This is a genomic window from Bacillus sp. MBGLi79 (assembly GCF_002953915.1).
This window is the reverse complement of the sequence record NZ_CP026521.1, coordinates 2,246,344-2,247,620: the sequence shown is the minus strand read 5'-3', so window position 1 is coordinate 2,247,620 and position 1,277 is coordinate 2,246,344. Positions and strand designations below refer to the sequence as shown.

Below are 1,277 nucleotides of genomic sequence, written 5' to 3'. Positions count from 1 at the left end.
ATGAAATGAAAACATACTCACGTAAAGCGTTAGCAATCCTAAGCATTTGTTTTCTTTTCTTAGTCGGTATCTGTACTTTTATCATGTTACAAGGACAGACATTGATGAAACAGCACCCCTTTTTTACAGGCTGGGAAACGATAGCGCGCATTCTTTTGATTATCGTTTCTTTAAGCATTTGTGCTTTTATTATGAGGAAAATTTCAAATCGGTTAACACGATTATGATCTTATTATTTTTGTTAAAGGTATATAGCTTTCAGATTGGAGAAGCGTTTCGTCCCTTACATCACTCAAAATGAAATATTTTGTCGATTTATATACATAAATCCAGTTCCAAAATAAGGTATAATAAATGACGAAATCACTATCAAAAGGGGGAATTTGAGTGAAAAAAGTATTGATTGCAGGTGCAGTAGGAACAGCCATTCTTTTCGGAACACTTCCATCAGGTATACCAGGCTTGCCCGCGGCAGATGCTCAAGTCGCAAAAGCAGCCTCCCAGCTGCCTAAGGGAATCGGCGGCCGCGCCTATCTGAATAGCACAGGCGCCGTTTTCACAGCTAAAATCAATCTTCCTGACACTGTAAAATATGATACGGTCTCTACTCCTTATATTTATTCAGGATTTAGGGCAACAAGCGGAACTGAGGCAGATATCGGGCTTCAGTACAGCAAGCAATACAACGTCTGGAAGCCCCTCATGAAGGTAGGGTCCAAAAATGAAGAAACGTACATCGAAGGAAAAGACAAGTTCACCTACAATAAAGGCTTCCGCCCTGGAAGCACAGTCCAAATGACAATCTATAAAAATTTAAACGGCAATACGCGCATGACCCTTTGGGGAACGAACAATGACGGCTATACCGGACGAATTATCACAGAAATTCAAGGGACCAACATCGGCACGATTTCAAAATGGAAAACACTTGCTACTGCAGCAGTTTCTTATGAAAGCCAGCGTGATGCCATCAAAACAGCCTTTTCGACATCTTTTAACAGCATCACAATCGACAATAAAGCTATCACTCCTGTGGTAGATACACAGGATTTCGCAAAGGTTTCTGTTTCAGGAAATAACGTTACAATCTCTGTTAATAAATAAACGAAGCAGCAAAAGGCCGCCAGCATTTTCTGGCGGTTTTTTATGGAGCATACTGCTCATAGCTCGTATCTTCAGCTCTTTTGTTCAAAACAAACTTTAAAAAGGGTGAATATTGGTATGAAATATGAAAAAACAAGTCTTTTTGGAATGATTTTAGTTATAGTAGCACTTCT

General features: G+C 39.5%; 2 protein-coding genes and 1 pseudogene. All 3 read left to right on the top strand.

The features are described 5' to 3' along the window. Positions 1 to 227, top strand: a 227-nt coding sequence (locus C1T29_RS11160) for a YoqO family protein (RefSeq protein WP_231516557.1), incomplete at its 5' end; no start/stop codon positions are given. Positions 228 to 387: 160 nt separating this feature from the next. Next, positions 388 to 1,104, top strand: a complete 717-nt coding sequence (locus tag C1T29_RS11155) for a YrpD family protein (RefSeq protein WP_040083056.1) — start codon at positions 388 to 390, stop codon at positions 1,102 to 1,104. 42 nt (positions 1,105 to 1,146) lie between these two features. Continuing rightward, positions 1,147 to 1,277: pseudogene (locus C1T29_RS24805) on the top strand (hypothetical protein); the annotation flags it as partial.